The sequence below is a fragment of the Bradyrhizobium sp. Kon56 genome, from assembly GCF_055807635.1.
The window spans coordinates 1-232 of the sequence record NZ_JBVVOU010000666.1; the positions used below are offsets into that span (position 1 = coordinate 1).

Below are 232 nucleotides of genomic sequence, written 5' to 3' on the forward strand. Positions count from 1 at the left end.
CAGTTCATCGACCTGCCGGACCGGTTCTGCACCGGCAGCTCGATCATGCCGCAAAAGAAGAACCCCGACGTGCCCGAGCTGGTGCGTGGCAAGAGCGGCCGCGTATTCGGCGCATTGATGGGCCTGCTGACCCTGATGAAAGGCCAGCCGCTGGCCTACAACAAGGACAACCAGGAAGACAAGGAGCCGCTGTTCGACGCCGCCGACACCCTGCGCGACTCACTGCGTGCGT

At 63.8% G+C, this 232-nt stretch carries 1 protein-coding gene; it reads left to right on the forward strand.

Going from position 1 to position 232, the window contains the following annotated elements; all coding sequences use genetic code 11:
* A partial coding sequence (locus AC0L3B_RS40445) for a lyase family protein (RefSeq protein WP_473383712.1) occupies nucleotides 1-232 on the forward strand: 232 nt, incomplete at both ends.